This is a genomic window from Pseudomonas tohonis, assembly GCF_012767755.2.
GTDB lineage: Bacteria > Pseudomonadota > Gammaproteobacteria > Pseudomonadales > Pseudomonadaceae > Metapseudomonas > Metapseudomonas tohonis.
Genome location: NZ_AP023189.1, coordinates 1,818,056 through 1,836,283 on the forward strand (window position 1 = coordinate 1,818,056; position 18,228 = coordinate 1,836,283).

General features: G+C 60.4%; 14 protein-coding genes and 4 tRNA genes. 13 read left to right on the top strand and 5 right to left on the bottom strand.

Features of this window, described 5'->3' with window-relative positions; translation table 11 throughout:
* The first annotated feature begins 5 nt into the window (after positions 1–5).
* The 7 genes from HSX14_RS08430 to HSX14_RS08460 all read left to right on the top strand — a co-directional run bounded on the left by HSX14_RS08430 (position 6) and on the right by HSX14_RS08460 (position 7,596).
* Positions 6–971, top strand: a complete 966-nt coding sequence (locus tag HSX14_RS08430; RefSeq protein WP_173177133.1) for a glycosyltransferase family 2 protein — start codon at positions 6–8, stop codon at positions 969–971.
* Between the two features lie 134 nt (positions 972–1,105).
* Positions 1,106–2,230: a glycosyltransferase gene (locus HSX14_RS08435; protein ID WP_173177135.1), complete on the top strand. Its 1,125-nt coding sequence runs from the start codon at positions 1,106–1,108 to the stop codon at positions 2,228–2,230.
* The gene (locus tag HSX14_RS08440; RefSeq protein WP_228723561.1) at positions 2,231–3,193 is read left to right on the top strand and encodes a glycosyltransferase; all 963 of its coding nucleotides are present in this window, start codon (positions 2,231–2,233) and stop codon (positions 3,191–3,193) included.
* Positions 3,186–4,169 carry an NAD-dependent epimerase/dehydratase family protein gene (locus HSX14_RS08445; RefSeq protein WP_173177137.1) on the top strand — a complete coding sequence of 328 codons (984 nt, stop codon included), beginning with the start codon at positions 3,186–3,188 and terminating at the stop codon, positions 4,167–4,169. Before HSX14_RS08440 ends, HSX14_RS08445 begins: the two co-directional genes overlap by 8 nt.
* A gap of 46 nt (positions 4,170–4,215) precedes the next feature.
* Entirely contained in the window at positions 4,216–5,178 is a 963-nt protein-coding gene (locus tag HSX14_RS08450) for an MraY family glycosyltransferase (RefSeq protein ID WP_173177211.1), read from the top strand.
* Positions 5,179–5,218: 40 nt separating this feature from the next.
* Positions 5,219–7,219: a polysaccharide biosynthesis protein gene (locus HSX14_RS08455; RefSeq protein WP_173177139.1), complete on the top strand. Its 2,001-nt coding sequence runs from the start codon at positions 5,219–5,221 to the stop codon at positions 7,217–7,219.
* 59 nt (positions 7,220–7,278) lie between these two features.
* A complete protein-coding gene (locus tag HSX14_RS08460; protein ID WP_173177213.1) occupies positions 7,279–7,596 on the top strand; it encodes a ComEA family DNA-binding protein in 318 nt (105 codons plus the stop codon).
* Between the two features lie 356 nt (positions 7,597–7,952).
* Here HSX14_RS08460 and HSX14_RS08465 read toward each other — a convergent pair.
* Positions 7,953–8,028, bottom strand: a tRNA-Asn gene (locus HSX14_RS08465).
* A gap of 69 nt (positions 8,029–8,097) precedes the next feature.
* Positions 8,098–9,294 carry an amino acid aminotransferase gene (locus HSX14_RS08470; RefSeq protein WP_173177141.1) on the bottom strand — a complete coding sequence of 399 codons (1,197 nt, stop codon included), beginning with the start codon at positions 9,292–9,294 and terminating at the stop codon, positions 8,098–8,100.
* A 187-nt stretch (positions 9,295–9,481) separates the two neighbouring features.
* On the opposite strand from HSX14_RS08470, the gene uvrB reads away from it, so the two are divergent.
* A complete protein-coding gene (uvrB, locus tag HSX14_RS08475) occupies positions 9,482–11,497 on the top strand; it encodes an excinuclease ABC subunit UvrB (RefSeq protein ID WP_111259448.1) in 2,016 nt (671 codons plus the stop codon).
* A 48-nt stretch (positions 11,498–11,545) separates the two neighbouring features.
* Here the strand turns inward: uvrB and HSX14_RS08480 are convergent, their stop codons facing one another.
* The 3 genes from HSX14_RS08480 to HSX14_RS08490 are packed head-to-tail and all read right to left on the bottom strand — an operon-like array spanning position 11,546 to position 15,080.
* Positions 11,546–12,445, bottom strand: coding sequence for an EamA family transporter (locus HSX14_RS08480; RefSeq protein WP_173177143.1), 900 nt, complete (start codon positions 12,443–12,445; stop codon positions 11,546–11,548).
* A 44-nt stretch (positions 12,446–12,489) separates the two neighbouring features.
* A complete protein-coding gene (locus tag HSX14_RS08485) occupies positions 12,490–14,040 on the bottom strand; it encodes an MDR family MFS transporter (protein WP_476655296.1) in 1,551 nt (516 codons plus the stop codon).
* 2 nt (positions 14,041–14,042) lie between these two features.
* Positions 14,043–15,080 carry an HlyD family secretion protein gene (locus HSX14_RS08490; protein ID WP_173177145.1) on the bottom strand — a complete coding sequence of 346 codons (1,038 nt, stop codon included), beginning with the start codon at positions 15,078–15,080 and terminating at the stop codon, positions 14,043–14,045.
* Between the two features lie 104 nt (positions 15,081–15,184).
* On the opposite strand from HSX14_RS08490, the gene HSX14_RS08495 reads away from it, so the two are divergent.
* From HSX14_RS08495 to HSX14_RS08515, 5 genes are all read left to right on the top strand, one after another.
* Positions 15,185–16,105, top strand: a complete 921-nt coding sequence (locus HSX14_RS08495; protein ID WP_173177147.1) for a LysR family transcriptional regulator — start codon at positions 15,185–15,187, stop codon at positions 16,103–16,105.
* A gap of 25 nt (positions 16,106–16,130) precedes the next feature.
* Positions 16,131–17,615: a glutamate--tRNA ligase gene (gltX, locus tag HSX14_RS08500; protein ID WP_173177149.1), complete on the top strand. Its 1,485-nt coding sequence runs from the start codon at positions 16,131–16,133 to the stop codon at positions 17,613–17,615.
* Between the two features lie 247 nt (positions 17,616–17,862).
* Positions 17,863–17,938, top strand: a tRNA-Ala gene (locus tag HSX14_RS08505).
* A 45-nt stretch (positions 17,939–17,983) separates the two neighbouring features.
* Positions 17,984–18,059: transfer RNA gene (locus HSX14_RS08510), tRNA-Glu, on the top strand.
* Positions 18,060–18,108: 49 nt separating this feature from the next.
* Positions 18,109–18,184, top strand: a tRNA-Ala gene (locus tag HSX14_RS08515).
* The last annotated feature ends 44 nt before the right edge of the window (positions 18,185–18,228 follow it).

Below are 18,228 nucleotides of genomic sequence, written 5' to 3' on the forward strand. Positions count from 1 at the left end.
GGTCCATGATTTATATCGTGGTGCTTAACTGGCGTGGTGCAGACGACACGATCGCCTGCCTGCAATCGTTGATGGACCTGCAGGGTGCAGCGTTCCAGATAATTGTCTGCGATAACGGTTCCGATGATGGCTCGTACGAGTGCATTCGCGATTGGATACAGTCACACCGTGACAATCATGCATATCTGCGTGCGCATCCCTTGCGCGAACTGACGCGTAAGGAGGCAGAGCAACTGTCGCCTGAGCCGCCGCCGGCTTTGTACCTGGTTCAGACCGGCGCCAATCTGGGGTACTCGGGAGGGAACAACGTAGGCATACGCCTTGCCCTAACCAATCCGCAGGCCGAATTCGTTTGGCTGTTGAATAACGACACCGAAGCCGAACCCGACAGTCTGCTGCGATTAGTCGAGCGTTGCCAGGCTCGGCCGGACATCGGCATCTGTGGTTCGAAATTGGTCTACCACCACGACCGTGGTCTAATCCAAGGTCTTGGCGGAGTTTTCAACCCCTGGCTGGCCATCAGCCGGCACTACAAGATAAACCAGAGCAGTGCGGTGCCTTACAAGGATGATGAAGTGGACGCGCATATTGATTACATTGTCGGCGCGTCGTTGTTTGTCCGCACCAGTTTGCTCAGGGATATCGGGCTGTTGGAGGAGGATTATTTTCTCTACTTCGAAGAGATAGATCTGGCTCGTCGCGCGCGCGGCAAGTACTCCATCGGCATGGCGACAGCGAGTGTGGTGTATCACAAGGAAGGTGCTAGCACAGACGGAGGAAGAGGGATCTTGGCCGACTTTTACGTGTTGAGAAATCGCCTAGTTTACACTTGGAAGAATGATCCTAAATACATCGTCACGGTTTGGCTCGGATTATTCGTCGCATTGTTAAATCGTTTGTGGCGTGGCGAGGCAAAGAAAGCTTGGAACGTGCTGTGTATTATTGCCGGTCGCCGGATTTTTAGCAGATAGCATCGTTGTTGTAGAAGTTCATAATTTTATCTCGTCGTCTGTATGGCAACTTTTTCTCGGAAGTGCCTGTCGCCGGATATGCAGGTACTAGGGGAGGAAGCTTTGTTCGTTGTCAGTCTGATTGGGGTGGCCGCATGTTAGCGCTGCGTCGCAAGGTGTTGTTCGTTACCTCCTTTCATCCAGGTGCCAGTGGTTATATTGGTGCGGGCGAGGCTATCAGTGTAGAGACGTTGAGACGTTTGCGAGATGAGGGCGCGCAAGTGGATGTCTTGGCCATCGCTCCGAGTTATCAGCGTAAGAACGCTGCTGCGGACTCTTGGTGCAATTCCTATACAGAATTACCTGTATCGCGTTGGACCGCGCTGGCGGGGCTGTTTCGTCATGTGTTTTCCGGTGCTGCTCTAGCTCCTTGGTTTTTCACTCGTACATCGCCGCGGGCAGTCGCTGCGCTTAAGGTTGCCATTGAGCAGCTTCAGCCTACCGAGCTATGGATCGATTTCCCTTCTTCGCTTGGTCTCGCACGTCACGCTGACAAGTTACCGGTTCACTATTTTGTTCATGACGTTGTCAGTCAGAAGGTTGTTCGATCACCGCTCAAGCGCCTGTTATTTCCCTGGGTGCAGAAGGTCGAGGCATCACTGTTAAGCAAGGTGACGCGCTGTTACCTGCTGTCGGAAAAGGATGAGCAACTTCTTCGTCATCTGCAGTTTGGCGGTAAGGCAGAAGTATGGGGGGTGCAAGGGTTGGGTGTTGGGGAAGTCGATGGTGCTCGCTCCATCGCCAGTGTTTTGGCTCAGTTCGGACCCGGGCCGAATCTGGTCTTTTTTGGCAACATGGGGCGTCCTGAAAACAGTCGCTCAATTACCCATTTCGCCCTGTTCAAGTGGCGCAGAATTCGTCGGGTATTTCCTGATGCGCAACTATGGGTGATCGGACTTGCGCCTGGTTTTTTCTTGCGAGTACTGGGGAGACTGGTTCCGGGCCTGAAGGTTGCGGGGGCAGTCGACGATCCCACCCCAGCGTTCCAGGCGGCAACTATTTGTGTCGCACCGTTGTTATTCGGTGCGGGTGTCAAAATAAAGGTGCTGCAGATGCTGGAGGCTGGCGCAACCGTTGTTTCCACCCCCGTTGGTGCTGAGGGCATCGAGCCGACATCGCGTTTGGTTGTTGTTAACAACAGCGAGATATCAGAGCGTTTGGTTACTGATTTGCAGGCCCTGAATCATATGTCTCCCAAACCTTTTCAGCAGGTGCATTAAATGGGTATGGAGCTTGCCCAGGCAGGCGTGTTGGATGAATCCGCTTCCTTTTGCCCCAGATTTGCCGTTCTGCTTGCCGCATATAACGGCATGCAATGGTTGTCAGAGCAACTCGATTCGATCCTAGGTCAGGTTGATGTTGATGTCACTGTGTATGTGAGCACTGACAAGTCAAGCGATGGTACGCATGCCTGGGTAAGCGATGTTGCAGATGCCGACCCAAGGGTCGTGCCGCTGATATATGGTGATGTCTTTGGTGGCGCAGCGAAAAACTTCTTTCGATTGCTGCGTGACGTCGATTTCGAGCATGTCGACTATATCGCTTTTGCCGATCAGGATGATATTTGGTTGCCGGATAAGCTCAGCCGTGCCCATTGTCATATTGTGTCTCGCGGTTGTGATGGCTACTCATCCAATGTTATGGCCTTCTGGCCTGACGGCCGCCGTGCTCTGGTGAATAAGTCCCAGGCACAGGTGAAATGGGATTATCACTTCGAGGCTGCCGGCCCAGGTTGCACTTATGTGATGACGAATGAATTGGCTGCGGCAATAAAGCATTGCGTTATTAATCACCGGCAACGTGTCGATGAGGTCGCCCTGCACGATTGGTTCTGTTACGCCTTTGCTCGTGCAAAGGGATATCGCTGGTACATAGACCCGGTGCCGTCGATGCTGTATCGCCAACATGAGAGCAATCAGTTCGGAGTCAACTCGGGATCGAAGGCCTTTCAGTCTCGGCTGAACCAAGTGTTCAACGGCTGGTGGTTGGCTCAGGTGCGCTTGATCTATAGCATTTTGGAGACCAAAAACCTGATTCTGATATTGCGCCTGGATACGTCATACCGCATGGCGTTGTTAGGTTTGTCTTTGCGCGCCTGGCAGTGCCGGCGTCGCCCGCGCGACAAGTTATTCTTTGCCATTATTTGCTGGGCGCTGATGTTTAAAGGACCTGATAATGGCTGAGCGCACCAAGGTTCTAGTCACCGGAGCGACCGGCTTTATTGGTTCTGGCTTGGTTATGCATCTGGCTGCTGATTCCCGGTGGAGGGTGGTCGCATCGGTTCGTAGCAAGAGCCTGGCGCTTGCTGAGGGCGTAGATGTGTTTCCGGTCGGTAATATAGGGCCCGATACCGATTGGTCGAAGGCTTTGAGCGGTGTCGAGGTTGTGGTCCATACGGCGGCCGTTGCCCATGTGCGAAGTTTCAAAGCAGCGGACCAACTCGAGCGCCTGCGTAGGACCAACGTTGATGGCGCGCTATGTCTTGCGCGTCAGGCCTTGGCTGCGGGTGTTCGGCGCTTCGTTTTCATTAGCTCGATCGGTGTCAGCGGAACAGGCTCCAAGCACCAGCCGTTCAATGAACTCAGTCCGCCGGAGCCGCATGCTGCATATGCGCTTTCCAAGCTCGACGCTGAGGAGGCACTGAAGGGCCTGTTCGCCAATACAACCACAGAGCTTGTGATTATAAGACCACCACTTGTCTATGCCGCGCATGCGCCCGGTAACTTCAAGTGGCTTCTTAGGATCGTGGACTGGGGCCTGCCCTTGCCATTTGCTAGGGTGGCCAACTCGCGAAGTATTGTCGCTCTGGAGAACCTTATAGATCTTATCCGCTGTTGCCTTACACATCCTGCAGCGGCAAACGAACTGTTCGTGGTCGAGGACGGCTCTCCAGTATCGACCGCCAACATCGTCCGGTACTTGGCCGCAGGAATGGGGAGGCGCGGACGCTTGTTTTCATTTCCAGCAGCATTTATTGCATTGGCCTGTCGTACGCTTGGGGTGGGCGGCATTTACACTCAGTTGTTCGAATCGTTGGTTGTCGACGGCTCTAAGGCGCGTCAATTGTTGGGGTGGCGTCCGGTTGTCGGCACTGAGGCTGGATTGATTCAAGCGGGTGCAGAATTTAAGCGTATGCGTTCTTTAAAGAAGGATAGATGATTTGGTCTGGTGGCTTTTGCCTGTTGTTACGGTTTTTGCCCTTGGCATGACCGGGTTGATGCGCCGTTATGCTCTGGCACGCAGCATTATAGATATACCCAACGCTCGTAGTTCACATTCCACTCCCACGCCACGTGGAGGTGGCGTCGCAATCGTATTGAGCTTTCTGCTTGCTCTGCCTGTGTTCACGCTGATTTTGGGCGCTTCTTGGGGAGTGACCATTGCTTTACTGGGGGCAGGTGCTTTGGTGGCTATGGTGGGCTTTCTCGACGACCATGGGCATGTTCCTGCGCGCTGGCGTTTACTACTGCATTTCGGCGCTGCTATCTGGGCGCTTGTATGGCTAAGAGGGCTGCCATCTGTGCAATTGTTCGGTGCCCTCGTGGACCTTGGTTGGATTGGCCATGTATTGGCGGCGTTCTATCTAGTTTGGGTGCTCAATCTTTACAATTTTATGGACGGTATCGACGGCATCGCTGGAGTTGAGGTGATAACCGTATGTATGGGCGGTGCGCTGCTTTACTGGTTGAAGGGGCATTCCGACCTTGCCGTCTTTCCACTGCTTTTAGTTGCTGCGAGCGCCGGTTTTTTGTACTGGAATTTTCCGCCGGCGAAGATCTTCATGGGGGACGCCGGCAGCGGGTTCCTGGGAATCACCTTGGGTATCCTGTCAATACAGGCTGCTACGTTTGATGCTGCCTGGCTCTGGGCGTGGTTGATCCTGCTTGGGGTTTTCATCGTGGATGCAACCTATACGCTGCTGAGGCGGCTACTTCGCGGCGACAAGGTCTACGAGGCTCATCGCAGCCATGCCTATCAATTCGCTTCGCGGCACTTCGGCAGGCACTTACCGGTTACCTTGGGGGTGGCGACGATCAATCTTGTCTGGCTATTGCCTCTGGCGCTCTGGGTTGGGTTGGGCGGCCTGGATGGGCTTGTTGGTCTGGCCCTGGCCTATGTGCCGCTACTGGGATTGACGGTGAAGTTTCGGGCCGGCTCTTCGGAGTGACTGCTCTTATATATCCACAATTCAAAAAGCTGGAAGCCTCATGAATTGGTTGCGTACCTATTTGCTCGGCCTCTCACGTCGCGACAAGCGTCTACTTCAAGTTGCTGTCGATGTGCTGCTGCTCTGGGGCGCGTTGTGGCTGTCGTTTGCCATTCGGTTGGGGGTGGATGACACCGTGAACCCCTTTGGGAGTCACTTGTGGTTATTTCTCGCCGCGCCCTTGATCGCCATTCCGATCTTCACGCGCATGGGGCTGTATCGCGCGGTGATGCGTTATTTTGGCAACGATGCGCTTCTAACCATTCTCAAGGCCGTGACGCTCTCTGCTGCTGGTTGGTCCCTGTTCGCCTACTGGGTACGTGAGCCTGGTGTGCTGGTACCGCGTTCACTGGTTTTCATCTATTGGTGGATGTCACTGATGCTGGTCGGCAGTCTGCGTTTGGTGCTGCGCCAGTTCTTCATGGGAGATTGGTATGCGGTAAAGACTCAGTTGCGGCAGGGAATTCAGTTGCCCAGGGTGGCCATTTATGGCGCCGGTGCTGCGGGCAATCAATTGCTTGCCGCGCTTCGGCTGGGCCGCTCCATGCGCCCCGTTGCGTTCGTCGATGATGATGAAGACATTTCCGGTCGGGTGATCGCGGGGCTCAAGGTCTATAAGCCTAAACACATCGGGCAGATGATCAACGAGACGGGAGCTGAGGAAATATTGTTGGCCTTGCCGTCGGTTGCTCGTTCACGTCGACGCGAGATTCTCCGGTCTCTGGAGTGTTATTCAATCCATGTGCGTACGGTTCCAGGCTTCATGGATCTCGCGAGTGGTCGAGTCAAGGTGAATGATCTTCAGGACGTTGATATCGCTGACCTACTAGGGCGGGATGCAGTGCCGCCACGGATAGATTTGTTCGAGCGCTGTATTCGTGGCCAGGTAGTCATGGTTACTGGAGCGGGAGGCTCCATCGGTTCCGAGCTATGCCGCCAGATCATCAGTTCCGGTCCCGAGACATTGATCCTCTTTGAACACAGCGAATTCAACCTCTACAGCATCCACTCGGAGTTGGAGCGACGTGTTCGCTCTCATAGTCTGCCCGTGCGTTTGTTGCCGATTCTGGGCTCGATACGTAACAGCGATCGGTTGCTGGATGTGATGCGCACATGGAAAGTGGACACCGTCTACCATGCGGCCGCCTATAAGCATGTCCCCCTTGTTGAGCACAACATTGCGGAGGGTGTACTCAATAACGTTATCGGTAGCCTGAACACCGCTCAGGCTGCTATCCAGGCCGGAGTTGAGCACTTCGTTCTGATTTCAACTGATAAAGCCGTGCGTCCAACCAACGTGATGGGCGGTACCAAGCGCTTGGCCGAGATGGTGTTGCAGGCCTTGAGTCGCGAGGCGGCGCCTGTACTGCTCGGAGAGAAGGCCGGAGTAAACCAGGTCAACAAGACCCGCTTCACCATGGTCCGTTTCGGTAACGTGCTGGGGTCTTCCGGTTCGGTGATTCCGCTGTTTCGTGAGCAAATCAAGCGGGGCGGCCCGGTCACCGTCACTCATCCCAATATCACTCGCTACTTCATGACCATCCCGGAAGCTGCTCAGCTTGTCATCCAGGCTGGCTCGATGGGGCAGGGTGGGGATGTGTTCGTGTTGGACATGGGGCAGCCCGCCAAGATTGCCGAGTTGGCGGAAAAGATGATCCATCTCTCGGGGCTCAGCGTTCGTAATGAGGATAATCCCAATGGCGATGTCGCTATCGAGTTCACGGGACTGCGTCCGGGCGAGAAGCTGTACGAAGAGTTGCTGATTGGCGAGAACGTCAGTCCGACCGATCACCCGATGATCATGAGGGCGAATGAAGAGCATCTGCCTTGGGAGGCTTTCAAAACTGTCATCGAGCGTCTGCTTGAGGCGGTTGAACAGGACGATTACAGGACGGTGCGCCAGATCCTACGGGAGACTGTAAATGGATACTCTCCCGAGGAGGAAATCGTTGACTGGATCCATCAACAGCGTGGAATTGAGCCGCCTCTCTCCAGGGGCTAGCTTGGCTCGGCGGGTTTAGGAGTACCGCACCTCAAGCTAGTCACATGGAGATTTAAGTGATGATCCTCGTACGGATTCTTTCCCTGTTGTTCGTCTTCCTCGGTTTTACCGGTTCCGCCATTGCTGCGGAGACGCAATCCAAAAGCGAGCCGGCGAAAGTTGCTGCCGAGCAGGTCGTTAAAAAGGTGGATATCAACAAGGCCGATGCTGCTGCGTTGCAGGGGGCGATGGTCGGAGTTGGTGAGTTGAAGGCCAAGGCAATCGTGGAGTATCGCGAAGCCAATGGCGCATTCTCATCCGTAGACGATCTGCTGCAGGTCAAGGGAATTGGCGCCAAGACTCTTGAGGCCAACCGCGACAGGCTTAGCGTCGAATAAGCGCTGATGCCCAAAGGAGGAAAGCCGGCTTTATAGTCGGCTTTTTTGTGTCTTATTGATCTGTCGCTAACGAGGCTGCAGGTCCAACGAAGTCTTACATGCGTCAGTGCGGTCCTGAGGGCGGAGCTCGAATAGCTAGTGGTGAAGTCCCTGGTTAGGATTCAGTGTTTAATGCAAAGCCACCGTTGTGTGTCGAGGGCTTTGGATTTTGAACTCGATGGCAAAACTGAACGCGCTTCAGCGCGGCACCGAAGGGGTGAGGGCCGAAGGTCCCGAATAAGCGGGGACGAAGCCCCTGCTGAGAGTCCGGGTGCTTAAACGAAAAAGCCCCCGGCATATGCCGAGGGCTTTGAATTTGGCTCCGCGACCTGGACTCGAACCAGGGACCCAATGATTAACAGTCATTTGCTCTACCGACTGAGCTATCGCGGAACAACGACGCGTATCCTACTGATTAAGAAGGAGAAGTCAAGCACCTGGCTTGAGCTTCTCCTGCTTTTTTCACAGTACCTGGGTGATGGCGCGGGTCACGCTTTCCAGGTTGCCGTTGTTCAGTGCGGCGACGCAAATGCGCCCGGTGCTGACGGCGTAGATGCCGAACTCGTTCTTCAGGCGCTCGACCTGCTCGGCGGTGAGGCCGGAGTAGGAGAACATGCCGCGCTGGCGGGCGACGAAGCTGAAGTCGCGCTTGGCGCCGAAGGCGGCCAGTTGCTCGACCATCGCCAGACGCATGCTGCGGATGCGCTGCCGCATCTCGCCCAATTCCTCTTCCCACAGGGCGCGAAGCTCGGGGCTGTTGAGCACCGATGCCACTACCGTGGCGCCGTGAGTCGGCGGGTTGGAGTAGTTGGTACGGATCACGCGCTTGGCCTGCGAGAGTACTCGGCTGGCTTCGTCGCTGGAGCCGGTGACGATGGACAGGGCGCCAACGCGCTCGCCGTAGAGCGAGAACGACTTGGAGAAGGAGCTGGAGACGAAGAAGTTCAGGCCCGATTGTGCGAACAGGCGCACCGCTTCCGCGTCTTCTTCTATACCGTCACCGAAGCCTTGGTAGGCGATGTCGAGGAAGGGAATGTGCTCGCGCTCGCGCAGCACTTCCAGTACGGCTTTCCAGTCATCAAGGTTCAGGTCGACGCCCGTCGGGTTGTGGCAACAGGCGTGCATCACGACGATCGAACGAGGAGGAAGGGCCCTGAGGTCTTCGAGCATGCCCGCACGATTCACGCCATGGGTGGCGGCGTCGTAGTAGCGATAGTTCTGCACCGGGAAACCGGCGGATTCGAACAGTGCCCTGTGGTTTTCCCAGCTCGGGTCGCTGATGGCGACAACGGCGTCAGGCAGCAAGCGCTTGAGGAAGTCGGCGCCGGTTTTCAGGGCCCCGGTGCCCCCGACCGCCTGGGTGGTAATGATACGGCCGTCGGCAATCAGCGCCGAGTCGGTACCGAACAGCAGCTTCTGCACGGCCTGGTCATAGGCGGCGATGCCTTCGATCGGCAGGTAGCCACGCGGTGCATGGGCTTCGATGCGGGCCTTCTCGGCCTCGGCAACGGCGCGCAGCAGCGGGATACGGCCCTGTTCGTTGTAGTAGACGCCCACGCCAAGGTTGACCTTGGTCGGGCGGGGATCGGCGTTGAATGCTTCGTTAAGGCCCAGGATCGGGTCGCGCGGAGCCATTTCGACGGCAGAAAACAGACTCATGATGCGGCTGCTCGAGAGGAGGGGAAGTTGGAGGCCTGGCAACCCCGCGAGCATCGTGCATTGGGGTTGCGCAATCGGGCCGGTATTATAGCGGCCAAGGTCGCGTGCGGCGACATCGTACGCTAGCTTTTCGCCTGGTTTGACGCTGCCCGCGGGCGGGTGTCACATCCTTTTGCCGAGGTCAGACATGTCAGAGTTTCAACTTGTCACCCGCTTCCAGCCGGCCGGCGACCAACCTGAGGCCATCCGTCAGTTGGTCGAGGGCCTGGAAGCCGGTCTGTCGCACCAGACGCTGCTGGGGGTGACCGGTTCGGGCAAGACCTTCAGCATCGCCAATGTCATCTCCCAGGTGCAGCGTCCGACGCTCGTGCTGGCGCCGAACAAGACGCTGGCCGCCCAGCTCTATGGCGAGTTCAAGGCCTTCTTCCCGAACAATTCCGTCGAGTATTTCGTCTCCTACTACGACTATTACCAGCCCGAAGCCTACGTACCGTCCTCGGACACCTATATCGAGAAGGACGCATCGATCAACGACCACATCGAGCAGATGCGCCTGTCGGCGACCAAGGCCCTGCTGGAGCGCTCCGACGCGATCATCGTCGCCACGGTTTCCTCGATCTACGGCCTGGGCGACCCCCAGTCATACCTGCGCATGGTTCTGCACCTGGACCGGGGCGACAAGATCGACCAACGCGCGCTGCTGCGCCGCTTGGCCGACCTGCAGTACACCCGCAACGACATGGACTTCGCCCGCGCCACCTTCCGTGTCAGGGGCGATGTGATCGATATCTTCCCGGCAGAGTCCGATCTGGAGGCGATCCGCGTCGAGTTGTTCGACGACGAGGTGGAGAGTCTTTCCGCCTTCGATCCCCTGACCGGCGAGGTGATCCGCAAGCTGCCACGCTTCACCTTCTACCCCAAGAGCCACTACGTGACGCCGCGTGAGGTGATCCTCGGTGCGGTGGAGAAGATCAAGGAAGAGCTCAAGGAGCGCCTCGACTACCTGCGTAGCAACAACAAGCTCGTGGAGGCCCAGCGCCTGGAGCAGCGCACCCGGTTCGACCTGGAGATGATCCTCGAACTGGGCTATTGCAACGGCATCGAGAACTACTCCCGCTATCTTTCCGGTCGTGAGCCCGGCCAGGCGCCCCCCACCCTCTACGACTACCTGCCGGCGAACTCGCTGTTGGTGATCGACGAATCGCACGTCAGCGTTCCGCAGGTCGGGGCGATGTTCAAGGGTGACCGTTCGCGCAAGGAAAACCTGGTGGAGTACGGCTTCCGCCTGCCGTCGGCGCTGGACAACCGACCCATGCGCTTCGACGAATGGGAGGCGGTCAGCCCGCAGACCATCTTCGTTTCCGCGACGCCTGGGCCCTACGAGGCCGAGCATGCCGGGCGCGTCGTCGAGCAGGTGGTGCGTCCGACCGGCCTGGTGGACCCGGAGATCGAGGTGCGTCCGGCCACGACGCAAGTCGACGACCTGCTGTCGGAGATCCGCAAGCGTGTCGCCGTCGAACAGCGCGTGCTGGTCACCACCCTGACCAAGCGCATGGCCGAGGACCTCACCGACTACCTGTCCGACCATGACGTTCGGGTGCGCTACCTGCATTCGGATATCGACACGGTGGAGCGGGTGGAGATCATCCGTGACCTGCGCATCGGCGCTTTCGACGTGCTGGTGGGCATCAACCTGCTGCGCGAGGGCCTGGATATGCCGGAGGTTTCGCTGGTGGCCATCCTCGACGCCGACAAGGAGGGCTTCCTGCGTTCCGAGCGCTCGCTGATCCAGACCATCGGTCGGGCCGCGCGCAACCTGCATGGCAAGGCCATCCTCTACGCCGACAACGTCACCGGCTCGATGCAGCGCGCCATCGACGAGACCGAGCGTCGCCGCAACAAGCAGATCGCCTTCAACGAAGCCAACGGCATCGTTCCCAAGGGCGTGCAGAAGGACGTCCAGGACATCCTCGAAGGTGCCACCGTGCCGGGCTCACGCAGCAACAAGCGTAAGGCGATGGCCAAGGCGGCGGAGGAAAACGCCCGCTACGAGGCGGAGCTGCGCTCGCCGAGCGAGATCACCAAGCGCATCCGCCAGATGGAAGAGAAGATGTACCAGTTGGCCCGCGACCTGGAGTTCGAGGCCGCCGCGCAGCTGCGTGACGAGATCCAGAAGCTCCGTGACAGGCTGCTGCAGGTGTGAATGGAAAGGGCGCCATCAGGCGCCCTTTTTCCATCACGGCGTCGCTTTTCAGCGGCGTCCGAAGATGATCATCATCACCCCGCCCAGGGTTGCCAGGCAGGCCAGCAGGGCTGTGACGCTCAGGCGCTCGTCGAGGATCAGGTACCCCAGCAGGAGCGCGACCACCGGGTTGACGAAGGCGAAGGTCGATACCAGGCTCGGACGCACTTCGCGCAGCAGCCAGAAGTAGGCGGGGTAGACGCCGAGACTCACTGGCAGCACCAGGTAAGCCAGCCACAGCCAGCCGCCCGGGGACAGGCGTCCCAGTTCGAAGCCCTGCCAGTCGCCGCGCCACAGGCCGAAGCCGGCCAGCAGCGCAGTGCCCACCAGCATCTGCATGGCCAGCCCCATCCAGCTGGAGCGGAACGGCCCGCGCTTGCGCAACAGCCAGGCGCCAACGGCCCAGAGCAGCGTGGCCATCACCACCAGCGCGCCGGCGAACCACTGCTCGAAACCCGGGTCCTCGCCCAGGCCGTTGCCCATCAGCAGCAGGATGCCGCCGCTGGCCACCGCCAACCCGCAGAGCACCCAGAGCGGCGGGCGCTCGTCCAGCAGCCATTCCAGCGCAACGCTCCACAGCGGCAGCGTGGTGTAGAGCATCGCCAGCATGCCGGTCGGCAGGTACTGGTTGGCATAGATCAGGGCGCCCTGGCCGACGGCGATCAGCATCACCCCGCCGATGAAGGCGCTGCCCAGGTCGCTGCGCTGCACCTTGGCCTGGCCACGCAACAGCACCCAGGCGAGGGCCAGCAGGCCGGCGAAGAGGAAGCGCAGCGTGGCGATGACGAACGGTGGCTGCTCGCGCAGCAGGAAGTGATTGGCCAGGTAGGTGGTGCCCCAGCCGATGTAGATGAGGGCGAAGGCGCCGACGAGGAGGAGGGCGCGGGTTCTTGGGTTGATGCTGGACATGCGAAGCCTGAAGCGGAACGCGCCGCTCCAGGCGGTGCGCGGGGTTAGTGAGCGGCGCCGCCGGTGGCGCCGGCGGGCAGGGAACGGGTCAGCAGCACGGCGATCATGCTGATGCCGAGTGCGATGCCGATGAAATGGAAGGCGTCATTGTACGCCATGATCGCCGCCTGCTGATGGGCGATCTCGCTGAGCTTGGCCAATGCCGCCTGGTCGCTGCCGAGCTTCTCGCCAAGCAGGGCCAGGCGCTCGGCCACCTGCGGGTTGCTCGGTACCAGGGACTCGCGCAGGTAGTCGAAATACACCTTGGCGCGGCTGTCCAGGAGGGTGGCGAGCAGGGCGATGCCGATGGCACCGCCAAGGTTGCGCAGGATGTTGAACAGGCTGGAGGCCGACCCTGCGTCCTGTGGGAGGATGTAGGCCGTGGCGATCAGCGAGATGGTCACCATCACCAGCGGCTGGCCCAGGGCGCGGATGATCTGGATCTGGTTGAACTGCGGGCCGGCGAAGTCGGGGTTGAGCACCCCGGAGGCGAAGCTGGCGGCGCCGAACAGGCCGAAGCCCAGGGCGCAGAGCAGCTTCGGCGAGATGACCTTCATCAGCTTGGGCACCAGCGGGATGAGGAACAGCTGCGGCACCCCCATCCACATGATCACCTCGCCGATCTGCAGCGCGTTGTAGCCCTGGATCTGCGCCAGGTACAGTGGCAGCACGTAGATCGAACCGTAGAGCCCCATGCCCAGGCCGACGCTGGAGATGCTCGACAGGCCGAAGTTACGGTTCTTGAGGATGCCCAGGTTGATCAGCGGGTTGGGCCGCGAGGTCTGCAGGATGACGAAGAGGACCAGGCTCACCAAGGCGATGCTGCCCAGGCCGACGATCAGCTGCGACTCCAGCCAGTCCTTGCGATGGCCTTCCTCGAGGAATACCTGCAGGCAGCCCAGCCCCAGGCCCAGGGTGAGGATGCCGGCGTAGTCCGTGCTCTTCAGCAGTTCCCAGTGAGGCGCCTTCTTCTCCAGGCCGTACATCAGCCCGGCGATCATCAGCAGGCCCGGGGGCACATTGATGTAGAAGATGTATTCCCAGCCGAAGTTCTCCGTCAGCCAGCCGCCCAGGGTCGGGCCGATGGAGGGCGCGAAGGTGGCGGTGATGGCGAACAGCGCCATGCCCTTGGCCCGGTGGTGCTCGGGCAGCTTGATCAGGGTCAGGGTGAAGGCCAGGGGGATCAGCGCGCCGCCGGTGAAGCCCTGCATTGCGCGGAACACGATCATGCTTTCAAGGCTCCAGGCCATGGAGCAGAGCAGGGAGGACGCGAGGAAACCGAGGGAGACCCAGACCGCCAGGCGTCGCGCCGAGAGCACCTGCACCAGCCAGGCGGTGAGCGGGATCATGATGATCTCCGCCACCAGGTAGGACGTGGAGATCCACGAGCCTTCCTCCAGGGTGGCCGAGAGCGCGCCCTGGATGTCCTTCAGCGAGGAGTTGGTGATCTGGATGTCCAGCACCGCCATGAAGGCGCCGAGCATGGCGCTCATCACGGCGATCCAGTCGCGCCGGCTGGGCTCGCCGGTCGGGCGGATCAGGGCGTCACCGGCCACCGTCAGTCATCCAGCTTGATCGAGACTTTCACCAGCACCGACATGCCGGGGCGGATGCGGCCCTTGAGCGGGTTGTCGCGCTCGAAGGTCAGCTTCACCGGGATACGCTGCACCACCTTGGTGAAGTTGCCGGTGGCGTTGTCCGGTGGCAGCAGGCTGAACTGGGCGCCGGACGCGGCGAACAGGCTTTCGACCTTCGCCTCGATGGGCGTATTGGGGAAGCTGTCGAACACCAGCTCGGCCTTCTGCCCGGGCTGCATGTGCTCGATCTGAGTTTCCTTGAAGTTGGCCTGGACCCAGATGTCCTGGTCCGGGACCAGCGACATCAGGTGGGCGCCGACCTGCACGTACTGGCCGTTGCGCGCAGCGCGCTGGCCGACCATGCCGTCGATGGGCGCGCGGATCTCGGTGCGCGCCAGGTTCAGCTCGGCCTGGGCGATATCGGCGCGGGCATTGGCGATCTGCGCTTCCAGGCGCTTCACGTCGGCACGCAGCGCATCGGTCTGCACGCGCTGGGCCTTGAGGTCGGCCTCGGCGCGGGCCACCTGGGAGCGGGCCACGCGGGAGTCGGCGGACAGCGTGGTGACGCGCTCCTCGGAGACATAGCCCGGCTTGCGCAGGGTCTGTGCGCGGGACAGGTCGATCTGGGTGCGGCCCAGGGTCGCCTGGCTGGCGGCAACGTCGGCCTCGCTGGCGGCGATCATGCTGTCCTGCTGGGTGAGTTTGCTGCGTGACTGGGCCAGCTCCGCCTCGCGAGTGGCCAGGGTGGCCTGCGCGCGCTGCAGGGCCAGCTTGAAGTCCTCGGCCTCCAGGCGCACCAGCAGTTCGCCTTTCTTCACATGCTGGTTGTCGCCCACCAGCACTTCTTCTATACGGGCGCCGAGCTGGCTGGAGACCCGGGTGATCTCGCCCTGGACATAGGCGTTGTCAGTGGTTTCCAGGAAGCGCCCCACCAGCAGCCAGTGCAGGAAGAAACCGCCCACGACGAGGACCAGCAGGGCGATGAAAACGAACAGGCGACGTTGCAGTTTGGCAGGCATTCCAGGTGCTCGAAGTGCGGGCGGAAAGGCGGAAATCTAGCACTGTTCCAGTCAGGCAAATAGCCAGTACACTTCATAAACTTTGTTGCTTATGGGGAACAATAATGGGTCTGGATGACGCCCTGATCTTCACCCGGGTGGTGGAGTTGCACAGCTTCACCCAGGCCGCCCATAGCCTGGGCATGCAGAAATCCACGGTCAGCCGGCGCATCGCCCTGCTGGAGGAGCGCCTTGGCGTGCGCCTGCTCAACCGCACGACGCGCAAGCTGCGGCTGACCGAGGTTGGCCAGGCCTATTACGAGCGCTGCCGGCAGATCATGGTCGACTTCGCCGAGGCCGAGCAGGCGGTCATGCAGCTGCAGCAGGAGCCCTCCGGTCTGTTGCGCATCACCGCGCCCATCGAGTTCGGCCAGTTGTTCCTTGGCAGGGTGCTGGGCGACTTCATGAGCCAGTACCCACAGATCACCGCTGAAGTGGAGATCACCTCGCGGGACGTGGACCCGCTGGAGGAGGGCGTCGACATCGCCATCATGGTCGGCCAGCCACAGGATTCCACCCTGATCGCCCGCAAGCTGTTCGAGAATGGCCGTCGTCTCTGCGCCAGCCCCGCTTACCTGGCGGCCCACGGCACGCCGCTCGATGTCCAGGCCCTGGCCGAGCACCGCGCCGTGCTCTTGCCCCAGGACCCGCAGCGCTACTGGCCGCTGCTCGACGAAAGCGTGCCCTGCCAGCGCGTGCTGCACTGCAACAACATCACCTTCGCCCGCGAGGCCGTGCTGGGCGGGGCGGGCATCGCCTCGCTGCCGCTGATGATCACCGAGGACGCGGTGCGCCGCGGCGAGCTGGTCGAGCTGCTGCCCGGCGTGCAGTTGCCCAGCGGCGTGATCTACGCCGTCTACCCTTCCCGGCGCTTCCAGGCGATGAAGGTGAAGGCCTTCCTCGATTTCCTCATGGCCAGCCTGCCGATCGATCGCAGCCAGTGGCTGGAGCCCGCGGCTGCGCCCCTGCTAACATCGCGCCTTTGACCGTTCCTCCGTACCAGGACCCGCCATGACCACTGTCCGTACCCGCATCGCGCCGTCGCCCACTGGCGACCCGCACGTCGGCACCGCCTATATAGCCCTGTTCAACCTCTGCTTCGCCCGTCAGCACGGTGGCCAGTTCATCCTGCGCATCGAGGACACCGACCAGCTCCGCTCCACCCGCGAGTCGGAGCAGCAGATCTTCGACGCCCTGCGCTGGCTGGGCATCGAGTGGGACGAGGGCCCCGACGTCGGTGGCCCCCACGGCCCGTATCGGCAGAGCGAGCGCGGCGAGATCTACAAGAAGTATTCCCAGGAACTGGTGGACAAGGGCCATGCCTTCCCCTGCTTCTGCACCGCCGAGCGCCTGGACAAGCTGCGTGCCGAGCAGACCGAGCGCAAGGAAACCCCGCGCTATGACGGCCACTGCATCGACCTGAGCCGCGAGGAGGCGGACAAGCGCATCGCCGCCGGCGAGCCTCATGTCGTGCGCATGAAGATGCCCACCGAGGGCGTCTGCGTGGTGCCGGACATGCTCCGCGGCAATGTCGAGATCCCGTGGGATCGCATGGACATGCAGGTGCTGATGAAGACCGATGGCCTGCCGACCTACTTCCTCGCCAACGTGGTCGATGACCACCTCATGGGCATCACCCATGTGCTGCGTGGCGAAGAGTGGCTGCCCTCGGCGCCGAAGCTGATCAAGCTGTACGAGTACTTCGGCTGGGAGCAGCCGGTGCTCTGCTACATGCCGCTGCTGCGCAACCCGGACAAGAGCAAGCTCTCCAAGCGCAAGAACCCGACGTCCATCACCTTCTACGAGCGCATGGGCTACCTGCCCGAGGCGATGCTCAACTACCTCGGCCGCATGGGTTGGTCGATGCCGGACGAGCGCGAGAAGTTCTCCCTGGCGGAGATGATCGAGCACTTCGACCTGTCGCGTGTTTCCCTGGGGGGGCCGATCTTCGACCTGGAGAAGCTCTCCTGGCTCAACGGCCAGTGGATCCGCGAGCTGCCGGTGGAGCGGTTCGCCGCCGAGGTGCAGAAGTGGGCGCTCAATCCCGACTACCTGATGAAGATCGCCCCCCACGTACAGGGCCGGGTCGAGACCTTCAGCCAGATTGCGCCGCTGGCCGGTTTCTTCTTCGCCGGCGCGCTGCCGCTGGACGCCAAGCTGTTCGAGCACAAGAAACTGTCGCCCGACCAGGTTCGCCAGGTCATGCAACTGGTGCTGTGGAAGCTGGAATCGCTGCGCCAGTGGGAGAAGGACCGCATCACCGCCTGCATCCAGGCCGTCGCCGAACACCTGGAACTCAAGCTGCGTGACGTGATGCCCCTGATGTTCCCGGCCATCACCGGCCAGGCCAGCTCCGTCTCCGTGCTGGACGCCATGGAAGTGCTCGGCGCCGACCTCACCCGCTTCCGCCTGCGCCAGGCGCTGGAGCTCCTGGGCGGTGCGTCGAAGAAGGAAACCAAGGAGTGGGAAAAGATCCGCGACGCCATTCCTGGCTGAGTGGTCCCGCTTCCAGCAGGCCCGCCTCGTGCGGGCCTTTTCGTCTCTTGAGAAGGGAAGCGGGTTGGCTCGGCGGCAGCGGAGCATGGGGCGCTTCTCGCTGAACCCGGTAAGTGATTGTTCTTGCGATGAAAATTTTTCGATCCCGCGGAAAAATTTTGTTGACAGCCCTCAGGGGCGCCCTTAGTATGCGCCCCGTTCTCACGACGAACTCGAAAGCGACGTGAGATGTTCCAGCGTTGTTCGTGGGGCTATAGCTCAGCTGGGAGAGCGCTTGCATGGCATGCAAGAGGTCGACGGTTCGATCCCGTCTAGCTCCACCAAATTGCCGGGATTCGCAGCCATGGTTGCGGTTCCACGAAGGTTAAGTCCCCTTCGTCTAGTGGCCTAGGACACCGCCCTTTCACGGCGGTAACAGGGGTTCGAGTCCCCTAGGGGACGCCACTTTCCAGCAGCGACAGCCACCAGGCCAGTCGCGCACCGAGAAGGTTTCGGGGCTATAGCTCAGCTGGGAGAGCGCTTGCATGGCATGCAAGAGGTCGACGGTTCGATCCCGTCTAGCTCCACCAAATCAGATGCCCAACGCATCGAATTGAGGCCAGCCGCAAGGCTG

Excerpts from the sequence above, each read along its gene's own strand:
- HSX14_RS08435 (WP_173177135.1), top strand. The coding sequence starts at position 1,106 with ATGTTAGCGCTGCGTCGCAAGGTGTTGTTCGTTACCTCCTTTCATCCA.
- HSX14_RS08480 (WP_173177143.1), bottom strand. The coding sequence starts at position 12,445 with ATGTCCAGCATCAACCCAAGAACCCGCGCCCTCCTCCTCGTCGGCGCC.
- HSX14_RS08490 (WP_173177145.1), bottom strand. The coding sequence starts at position 15,080 with ATGCCTGCCAAACTGCAACGTCGCCTGTTCGTTTTCATCGCCCTGCTG.
- HSX14_RS08440 (WP_228723561.1), top strand. The coding sequence starts at position 2,231 with ATGGGTATGGAGCTTGCCCAGGCAGGCGTGTTGGATGAATCCGCTTCC.
- HSX14_RS08495 (WP_173177147.1), top strand. The coding sequence starts at position 15,185 with ATGGGTCTGGATGACGCCCTGATCTTCACCCGGGTGGTGGAGTTGCAC.
- HSX14_RS08455 (WP_173177139.1), top strand. The coding sequence starts at position 5,219 with ATGAATTGGTTGCGTACCTATTTGCTCGGCCTCTCACGTCGCGACAAG.
- uvrB (WP_111259448.1), top strand. The coding sequence starts at position 9,482 with ATGTCAGAGTTTCAACTTGTCACCCGCTTCCAGCCGGCCGGCGACCAA.
- gltX (WP_173177149.1), top strand. The coding sequence starts at position 16,131 with ATGACCACTGTCCGTACCCGCATCGCGCCGTCGCCCACTGGCGACCCG.
- HSX14_RS08450 (WP_173177211.1), top strand. The coding sequence starts at position 4,216 with ATGACCGGGTTGATGCGCCGTTATGCTCTGGCACGCAGCATTATAGAT.
- HSX14_RS08445 (WP_173177137.1), top strand. The coding sequence starts at position 3,186 with ATGGCTGAGCGCACCAAGGTTCTAGTCACCGGAGCGACCGGCTTTATT.
- HSX14_RS08430 (WP_173177133.1), top strand. The coding sequence starts at position 6 with ATGATTTATATCGTGGTGCTTAACTGGCGTGGTGCAGACGACACGATC.
- HSX14_RS08470 (WP_173177141.1), bottom strand. The coding sequence starts at position 9,294 with ATGAGTCTGTTTTCTGCCGTCGAAATGGCTCCGCGCGACCCGATCCTG.
- HSX14_RS08460 (WP_173177213.1), top strand. The coding sequence starts at position 7,279 with ATGATCCTCGTACGGATTCTTTCCCTGTTGTTCGTCTTCCTCGGTTTT.